This is a genomic window from Streptomyces ossamyceticus (assembly GCF_001418475.1).
In the GTDB taxonomy this organism is placed as follows: Bacteria; Actinomycetota; Actinomycetes; order Streptomycetales; family Streptomycetaceae; genus Streptomyces; species Streptomyces ossamyceticus.
This window is the reverse complement of sequence record NZ_LIQX01000205.1, coordinates 1-8,814: the sequence shown is the minus strand read 5'-3', so window position 1 is coordinate 8,814 and position 8,814 is coordinate 1. Positions and strand designations below refer to the sequence as shown.

The 8,814-nt window shown below is 70.5% G+C and carries 6 protein-coding genes and 2 pseudogenes; 7 read left to right on the top strand and 1 reads right to left on the bottom strand.

Annotation, left to right across the window (positions count from 1 at the left end; genetic code table 11):
- Positions 1-687 precede the first annotated feature (687 nt).
- Positions 688-1,538 (bottom strand): annotated as a pseudogene (locus AOK15_RS42195) (IS5 family transposase).
- Between the two features lie 737 nt (positions 1,539-2,275).
- Here AOK15_RS42195 and AOK15_RS16555 point away from each other — a divergent pair.
- From AOK15_RS16555 to AOK15_RS16530, 7 genes and pseudogenes are all read left to right on the top strand, one after another.
- Positions 2,276-3,894: pseudogene (locus AOK15_RS16555) on the top strand (multicopper oxidase family protein).
- Positions 3,895-4,053: 159 nt separating this feature from the next.
- The gene (locus tag AOK15_RS16550; protein WP_055517478.1) at positions 4,054-4,812 is read left to right on the top strand and encodes an HNH endonuclease family protein; all 759 of its coding nucleotides are present in this window, start codon (positions 4,054-4,056) and stop codon (positions 4,810-4,812) included.
- The gene (locus AOK15_RS48810; RefSeq protein WP_420876915.1) at positions 4,778-5,011 is read left to right on the top strand and encodes a hypothetical protein; all 234 of its coding nucleotides are present in this window, start codon (positions 4,778-4,780) and stop codon (positions 5,009-5,011) included. Before AOK15_RS16550 ends, AOK15_RS48810 begins: the two co-directional genes overlap by 35 nt.
- A 313-nt stretch (positions 5,012-5,324) precedes the next feature.
- On the top strand, positions 5,325-6,029 hold the full coding sequence (locus AOK15_RS16545; RefSeq protein WP_055517476.1) for a response regulator transcription factor: 705 nt from the start codon (positions 5,325-5,327) through the stop codon (positions 6,027-6,029).
- Entirely contained in the window at positions 6,026-7,426 is a 1,401-nt protein-coding gene (locus tag AOK15_RS16540) for a sensor histidine kinase (RefSeq protein ID WP_055517474.1), read from the top strand. Before AOK15_RS16545 ends, AOK15_RS16540 begins: the two co-directional genes overlap by 4 nt.
- A 79-nt stretch (positions 7,427-7,505) precedes the next feature.
- Positions 7,506-7,922: a hypothetical protein gene (locus AOK15_RS16535; RefSeq protein ID WP_055517472.1), complete on the top strand. Its 417-nt coding sequence runs from the start codon at positions 7,506-7,508 to the stop codon at positions 7,920-7,922.
- On the top strand, positions 7,919-8,814 hold an 896-nt coding region (locus AOK15_RS16530; protein WP_063798995.1), incomplete at its 3' end, for an FAD:protein FMN transferase. The genes AOK15_RS16535 and AOK15_RS16530, both read left to right, overlap by 4 nt.

Sequence of the window (8,814 nt, the reverse complement as noted above, 5' to 3'; positions counted from 1 at the left end):
TCTAACTGCGTGACAACGCCGGCGAACAGCGGCGGACAACGGCGGACGTCGGTGGACCATCGCAGCAGGTGAGAGGTACGTCGGCTGGAGGTCAGGCACTCGCCGCAGTTGCTTCGGGACGAAGAGGTCGTGGGTTCAAATCCCGCCACCCCGACAGTGAAGTACCAGTTCAGGGGCCTGATCCGCAGCGCGGGTCGGGTCCCTGAGTGGTTTAGGGGGCCACCTTGGAGTCATTTGGGGGCCGACTCCGAGATGCGGCTCCCGAACGACTCCCGGATTTCTCGCGCCTCGCACGCCGGCCGCACCTGCCTGACGGACCGTGAGTTCCTCGCCGGAAGCGCGCGACACCGAATCTGTGGATATCGAGCTTCTCGTCATGCCCGACTGCCCGCACGCCGGGCCCGCGGCCGAGTTGCTTCACCGAGTACTCGTCAGCATCGGCCTCGACGGCGGCGCATTCGCCACGCGCGTGATCTCGGATAAGCGCGTGGCAGCGGCGGAGAGTTTCACCGGCCCACCGAGCTTCATGCCCGACGGGCGGGGACCTGTTGGCCGAGCCCGACCGCACTCCTGGCATCGCGTGCCGGGTGCATTGAACGCCGGACGGCCTGGGCAGACTGTCCGGTCTCGACCAGCTGCGGCGGGCCTTGCGCGGTGCCTCCGCAAGCAACGACTGCCGTTTCTGGATCACCTCGCTGGCCAGATGAAGATGGCGGCGAGATGGAATCCGGCGAGGTAGGTGGTGGCGGTCCTGTCGTAGCAGGTGGCCAGGCCGCGCCACTGCTTGAGCTTGTTGATGCAGCGCTCGACGGTGTTGCGGGCCTTGTATGCCTCGCGGTCGAATGCGGGCGGCCGGCCTCCTCAGTTGCCGAGGCGTTTACCGTGGGCGGCCTGGTCGCCGGGCTGGGGGATGACGGCCCGGATCCCGCGCCGCCTCAGTTCGGCGCGGATCGCGCGGGAGGAGTACGCCTTGTCCGCCCGGACCGCCTTGGGTGTCGTTCTCGGCCTGCCGATGGGCCGTGGCACTCGCAGCTGGGCCATGAGCTGGGTGAACGCGGGAGTGTCACCCGCCTGCCCGGGCGTGATGATGAAGACCAGGGGTCTGCAGCGGCCGTCGGCGGCGAGGTGGATCTTCGTGGTCCGCCCGCCGCGGGACCGTCCGAGAGCATGGTCGTCCGGCTCGTCGGCCGGGGCCCCTTTTGACAGGCCCCGGCGGCTGCTGGTGGGCGCGGACGATCGTCGAGTCGACCGCGCCGACCCTGTCCAGTCCTTCTCGGCGTCGGCCTGGGCGGGCAGGGCGGTCAGGATGCATCCCGGGTGCCGTCGGCAGCTCAGGTCCTGAGCCGGTTGTGCACGCCATTCCACGACCCGAAACGTTCGGGCAGGTCCATCCACGGTGTCCCGGTGCGGTACTTGAACGCGATCGCGTCGATCACCTCCCGGTGATCCCGCCACCGCCCTCCCCGCTTCGGTTCGTGGTCCGGCAACAACGGCCGATCCGCACCCAGGCCGAGGCGAAGTTCGCGGAGCTGAGCGATACCGTGCGCCGCGCAGTGCGTCTGTAGCCACTCTTGAGCCACCCCCTTGAGCCACTCTTGCGGTGGGTGTCACCGTCCTCCCCCACGCGAGTCGCCCCGGTTACCCCCGAGGGGTATATTGACGGCACGGGCCGTTTTCAGCACAAGCACCAGCACGGACGGAAGCCATGACGACAGCCGACCACCGGCGAGGCGGCGCGGGCAGCGCCGTACTGCGGTGGACACGCGCTGCCGTCATCGCGCTGATGGCGGCGCTCGCTGTTCTCGTTCACCACGAGACGCCTGTGGCCATCACGTCTGTGCCGCCCACGGTGGCCTCCGACACGAGCAGCCTCGCAGGCATGCACCACGCGGCCGCAATGACCCGTCCCGTAGGCACGAACGGGCGCGTCACGTCGCCAGGCGCCACGACCACGACCACGACCACGACCACGACCACGACCAACGATCACGGGGCGTGCTCCGGCACCGTGATGCAGCACTGCTCCGCCGCCGGTGTCGACAGCGTGCAGCTCGTGCCTCCTCACCACCCTTCCCTCAGATGGGTTCCGGCCCTCCCTTCCGGGGCAGCCGCCCGCCGCGACGTCCCGGGAACGACGGGCCGGGCACCACCCGATCTTTCGGTTCTCTCTCGATTGCTGCTGTAGGCCGCGCCTTCGGCTGCACGCGTTCACGCATGCGCTCAGCCGAGCCCGCACGCGACCGAACAGAAGCGATATCGAGAAGAGGACATCCCTGTGAACAGCATGAACCGCCGCTCCGTCCTGCTGGCCGGCCTCAGCGTCGCGGGCGCGGGCGCGCTCGCCGCCTGCAGCGGCTCCGGCAGCACACCTGCCCTGATCAGTCCCTCAGGCCCGGCCGTCGCCGCCGCCGACAAGAAGCGCACCAGGAGCGGCAGGACACACGAACTGACCCTGACCGCAGCACAGGCCAGGGTCGACCTGGGCGCCGGACTCAAGGCCCGCACCTGGGCCTTCAGCGGCCAGACCCCGGGCAAGGAACTGCGCGTCTCGGCCGGTGACACGCTCGCCGCCACGTTGTCCAACCAGCTGCCCAACCAAGCCACCACTTCCATCCACTGGCACGGCATCGCCCTGCGCAACGACATGGACGGCGCACCGCCGGCCACCCAGACCGCGGTCCGGGCAGGGCGCACCTTCACCTACCGATTCACTGCGGACACCCCCGGCACCTACTCTTCCACCCGCATGTCGGCGTACAGCTCGACCGGGGCCTGTACGCGCCGCTGATCGTGGAGGACCCCAAGGAACCACTGTCGTACGACGAGGAGTGGGTGGTCGTCCTCGACGACTGGCTCGACGGCGTCACCGGCACCCCCGACGACGTCTTCGCCGAGTTGCAGCGGGGCATGGGCGGGATGCACATGGGCGAGGCTTCCGGCAGTTCGGCCGACTCCTCCGGCCACGACAGGGGACACATGGGTGGGACGGACATGGACAGCGGCACGGGCGCGGCGAGCAGCTCACCGTCCCCGTCCTCCGGAGCCGGCATGTCGACGAGGTTCATGCTGATGGGCGCCCGGAGCCCGCTGCTCGGGGGCGACGCCGGCGACGTGAAGTACCCCCACCACCTGATCAACGGCCGCGTTCCGGCCGACCCGGAGGTCTTCCGCACCAAGCCCGGCAAGCGGATCCGGCTGCGACTGATCAACGCCGGCGGCGACACCGCGTACCGCGTCTCCCTCAGCGGCCACAGGCTCACCCTCACCCACACCGACGGCTTCCCGATCCGGCACCAGCAGGTCGACGCCGTGCTGATCGGCATGGGCGAACGCTACGACGCCCTCGTCACCCTGGGCGATAGCGTGTTTCCCCTCGTCGCACTGGCTGAGGGCAAAGACGCCACGGGCATGGCGCTGGTCCGCACGGGCTCGGGCAGCACGCCGAAACCGACGATGCGCCCGACGGAACTGGACGGCACGATCGTCACCGCGTCCCAGCTGCGCGCGGCCGACGACGTGCGGCTGCCCTCAAAGCCGGCGGATCAGGTCCACCGCATCGAGCTGACCGGCGGCATGATGACGTACAACTGGGCCATCAACGGCAAGCGGTTCGACATGGACAACCCGACCGCGAGTCCCATCATGGTCGAGCAAGGCCGGCGCGTACGGATGGACTTCGTCAACACCACCACCATGTGGCACCCGATGCACCTCCACGGCCACACCTACCAACTCGGCACCGGCGGCCCGCGCAAGGACACCGCGATCGTCCTCCCGCGGAAGACTCTGTCGGTGTTCTTCGACGCCGACAACCCGGGCCAGTGGATGTTGCACTGCCACAACGCCTACCACGGCGAAGTCGGGATGATGGCCCTGGTGGCCTACCAGAGCTGATCCTGCCGCAGTGCGGGGGAGTCAGCCGGCTCTCCGGTTCTCCTCGGCCGACGACGAGTCGGCCGAGGACAGTACGCGCACCACGCCGATTCCCTCGCGCCCAGAACAGGACCTGGATCAACTCGTGATGTGGTCCGGTCGACGACGGCGGAGCCACGAGTGTTCAAGGAGTTCGAGCGCTGGCTGCTCTCGTCCGCCGTCGCCACGGAAGACGTCTTCGCCGAGCTGACGCGATACGCCGAGATCTATGACCTCATCGACGACCATCCGTTGCACGGTGTGGAGGGCCGGTTCCTGTATCGGATGAAGGTCCTTCAGACCTCCACCCCGATGCCCCTGCTCCTCTTCCTCTTCGGCCTGGAGGAGTCCGTGCTGCCGCCTGAGCGTCGGCGACGGGCGATCCGCGCCATCGACAGCTACCTCGTTCGCCGGGCCGTGCTCAATCTCAGCACCCGCGACTACAACAACGTCTTCCGTGAACTGGTCACAGCTGTAGCCCGGCAACCCGACCGCGCGGACGAGGCCGTCATCGACGCCCTCTCGGCAATGCAGGGTCACCACCGTCATTGGCCGAACAGCTCCGAGTTCCGTGCCTCGTTGGAACAGGACCCCATCTACTCCCGTCTGGTCCGCCGCAGCGTACGTATCCTCCTGGAAGCACTGGAGGACGAGCTGCGCACTGACCACACCGAACAGCTCACCGTCCCGGTCGGCGAGCAGGCCGGTGCGAAGTTGACCATCGAGCACGTCATGCCGCAGAGCTGGCGCGACAACTGGCCGCCCCTTGAGGGGGATCTGTCCGAAGGAGCCGACCGCGACGAACTGGTCCACACCCGGCAACCTGACCCTGGTCACCGCCCGTCTGAACCCCACTCTGGGCAACATGGCCTGGGAGGACAAACGACAGTGGCTCGGTAAGCACAGCCTGCTACGCCTCACCCACGGCACCTTGCTCAGTGCTCCACCGAACTCCGACATCAGCGACTGGGCCACGCCCTGGGACGAGCATCGAATCCGCACGCGAGGCACGTACCTTGCCTCACTGTCCTTGGACATCTGGCCGCACGCCGACGATCTAGGCGCCACCCTGTTGCCTTCCGAGCGCGACGCCCGGTGACACTCGCGATCAACGTCTTCATGCACATGTGCCACCGCAGTACAAGCGTGTGGGTGCAGCCACCGTGCCGCGAGTCCACCGCCTGGGAGAAATCTGGGAGAAGCCCTTCTCCCAGAGCCCTGCGACACAACCTGGGCTGACAGATCGGTGGGGGACACCTTTCGCGGCACTGAGGGCCGCATCTGTTCTGGTCGGCTTCGGTGCCGTTCGCGTCGACAAGGGACGATTGGCCTCTACCGTCCGCGGAGGGCGCTGACGCACTCTGGGGGAGTCAGCGCGGTAGGTCCCTTCACCCAGGAGGCGGGCAGCCCTTATGAACGCCCGGACCAGGGGTGATACCGAGGAGACGCGGGTGCTGGTCGTGGAGGACGACCGGGGCATCGCGGAGTCCTTGGTACGTGGCCTTCGTCAGGCCGGATACGGAGTCGAAGGAGTCCGGACCGGGCGGGCGGCCCTGTCGGCGTCCACACCCGACGTCGTTCTGCTGGATCTGGGGCTGCCGGACATCGATGGCGTCGAGGTGTGCCGACGGTTGCGTGCCCGGTCGGACGCCGCGATCATCGCGGTGACCGCGCGAGGGGAGGAGGCCGACCGGGTGGTGGCCCTGGACGAGGGCGCCGACGACTACCTGGTCAAGCCTTTCGGGCTGGCCGAGCTGCTCGCACGAATCCGGGCCGTACTGCGCCGCAGGCGCCCGGCCGGGCCGGAGATCCTGCGGCACGGGCCGCTGGCGCTGGACCTGCGCACTCGGCAGGTCTCGGTCGACGGACGTGCGGTGTCGTTGACGCCGAAGGAATTCGTCATCCTGGAGTGCCTGGCCGCGGACCCGGGACGAGTGGTGACCCGGCAGCAGATCCTGGAGCGGGCGTGGGACGCCCACTGGTACGGGCCGACGAAGGTGCTGGACGTGCATGTGGCGGCGCTGCGCCGCAAGCTCGGCATGCCGGGGCTGATCGAGACGGTCTACGGGCAGGGGTTCCGGCTCGGGGCGGTCCAGGAGTCGCAGGAGCGGCCGTGACGCGCCGGATCATGTGGACGCTACTGGCCCTGACGTCCGTGCTGCTGGTGCTGGCGGTGGTACCGCTGGCGGTGTCGCTGACGGCGCGTGAGCGGGTTGCCTACCGCGACAGCCAGCGGGCGGCCACGCGGGTGATCGCCGCGGCGGCGGAGGAGCATCTCTCCGACAACAAGCCGCCGACCGTCATGCGCCAAGGGCTGGACAGCGCGGCGCGGGCGGGGGACTGCGCCGCGGTGTATGACACTTCCGGGCGCGTGGTGGCCAGTACGCCCTGTGCGGCGGCCCAGGGCGAGGAGGCGGAGGAGCTGGTGGAGGAGGTGCTGGACGGGGACGAACCGGAGCCACCGGAGAACGAGGGTTGGCTGTTGGCCGCGGAACCGGCCGGTGAGGTGCGCCGGCCCGCCGGAGCCGTCGTCCTGGCCCGCTCCGCCGACCCGCTGGGATCCCGGATCGCGGCCATCTGGGGTTGGTCCGCCGCGATCGGCGTCGGCGGGCTGGCCGCTTCCGCGCTGCTGTCCGTGCGCCTGGCCCGCTGGGTCAGTCGGCCGTTGTCGACGCTGGACGCCAGCGCCCGGCGACTGGGCGAGGGTGTCCTCGACGAGCGGGCCGTCGTCGGGGCCGGTCCGCCGGAGGTGCGCCGACTGGCCGCCACCTTCAACACCATGGCGGCCCGCACGGAGGCCCTGGTACACGGCCACCGGGCCGTGATCGCCGATGTGTCCCATCAGCTGCGCACCCCGCTGGCCGCGCTGCGGCTGCGGCTCGACGTCCTGGCCACCGATGCCGAGGGCGACACCGCGGCGGAGCTGGGCGCCGCGCAGGAGGAGATCGCACGGTTGTCCCGGTTGGTCGACGGCCTGCTGGCGGTCGCGCGTGCCGAGCAGACGACACCGCGTCCGACCGCGGTGCGGGTCGACGAGGTGGTGGCCGAGCGGGTGGCCGCCTGGTCGCCCGTCGCCGAGGAACGCGATGTCCGGCTGATCGCTGTGTCCGAGGAGCCGGCACTGACCGTCGCGCTGGGCGCAGGTCACCTGGAGCAGATCCTCGACAATCTGATCGCCAATGCCGTGGACGCCGTGTCCACCGGCGGGAGCGTGACACTCGACCACCGTGCGGCGGGCGGCTCGGTCCGCGTGTGCGTGCGGGACGACGGACCCGGGATGACGGACGAGGCGAAGGCGGTCGCCTTCCGTCGGTTCGGCAACCCCGAGGCCCGGGGCACGGGCCTGGGGCTGGCCATCGTGCACCGGCTGGTCACCGTCAACGGCGGCACGGCACACCTGGAGAACACGCCCGGTGGCGGACTGACCGTCGTACTGGATCTGCCCCTGTGGCGGGAAAGTGGGCACGAGCGGGGCGGGACGTCGAGATCTTTACCAGTTCTGAAGGAGACGTGAGCGAGTTCCTTGGTGCCGTGGGCACAGCCTGGAGGTGCACGCAGCCGATCCGGGCCGCCGATTCTCCAGGAGCGCTGCCATGGCCCCCTCACCCGACGATTTCCCGCCGACACCCGCTTCCGTTCTCTCCTCGCAGTCACGCGATCGCGGTCTGCGCCGCAGCCGTCGCACCACGCTGTGGATCGGGGCCACGGCTGCGGCCGGCGCGGCGGCTCTGGGCGGCGTCTACACGCATCTGCTGCCGGGCGGTTCGGCCGCCCCGGCGCCGACGAACGCACCGGTCCACAAGCCCGCGACGTCGACCGCCGTCACTGTGGACGAAGACGACGAGGGGCGCGAGGAGTCGAGCGGCCACGAGGCGGACGACCACGGGCACGAGGGGGACGAGGACGACGAGGAGGGCGCGGCTCCCGTTACGCAACCGGCTCCGCAGCCCCCGGCCCAGCCGCCCGCCGCGACCCAGCAGCCGCCGCAGACCACGACGGGGGCGTCATGACCGCGCGCACCCCGGCCCTCGCTCCCACTCAGGTCGTCTTCCCGGCCCTCGGCACGACGGCCGCGCTGCTGGTCACCGACTCGGCCGCCCTGCCCGCCGCGGAAGCGGTGCTGCGCGCGGAGCTGGAAGCCGTCGACCGCGCCTGCAGCCGGTTCCGGCCCGACTCCGAGCTCACGCGTATCAATATGAGCGCGGGTGTGACGACGACGGTCAGCGCATACTTCGCCGAGGCCCTGCAGGCGGCCCTGCGTGCCGCCCGTCTCACCGGCGGCGCCGTGGATCCGACCGTGGGCAGCGCGGTGATCGCACTCGGCTACGACCGCACCTTCGCCTCCCTCTCGCCCGAGGACGCCCGCCCCGTGCCCGTGGCCCGGCCGGCGCACGGCTGGCGGAGGATCGCTTTCGACCCGCGTACCCGCCGACTGCGTCTGCCCCCGGGCGCCCGCCTCGACCTGGGCGCCACCGCCAAGGCCCTGGCCGCTGACCGTGCCGCCCGGCAGGCCGCCGCGGTGACCGGCCGCGGAGTCCTGGTCAGCCTCGGCGGCGACGTGGCGACAGCCGGACCGGCACCCGAGGGCGGCTGGCGGATCGCCCTCGCCGACGACCACGCCCGGCCCGGCCCGGAAGGCGGTCCCGCCGTGGCGGTCACGGGTGGGGCGCTGGCGACCTCGGGCATCCGGGTGCGCACCTGGCGGCGCGGCGGACAGGTCCTGCACCACATCGTCGACCCGATCACAGGAGAACCCGCCGCCCGTGTGGCGCACGGTCACCGTCGCGGCCGCCACCTGTGTGGACGCCAATGCCGTCAGCACGGCGTCGATCGTGTTCGGCGACCATGCCGTGGACCGGCTACAGGCCGTCGCCCTGCCCGCCCGGCTGACCGGCCTCGACG

Excerpts from the sequence above, each read along its gene's own strand:
- AOK15_RS16545 (WP_055517476.1), top strand. The coding sequence starts at position 5,325 with ATGAACGCCCGGACCAGGGGTGATACCGAGGAGACGCGGGTGCTGGTC.
- AOK15_RS16535 (WP_055517472.1), top strand. The coding sequence starts at position 7,506 with ATGGCCCCCTCACCCGACGATTTCCCGCCGACACCCGCTTCCGTTCTC.
- AOK15_RS48810 (WP_420876915.1), top strand. The coding sequence starts at position 4,778 with ATGGCCTGGGAGGACAAACGACAGTGGCTCGGTAAGCACAGCCTGCTA.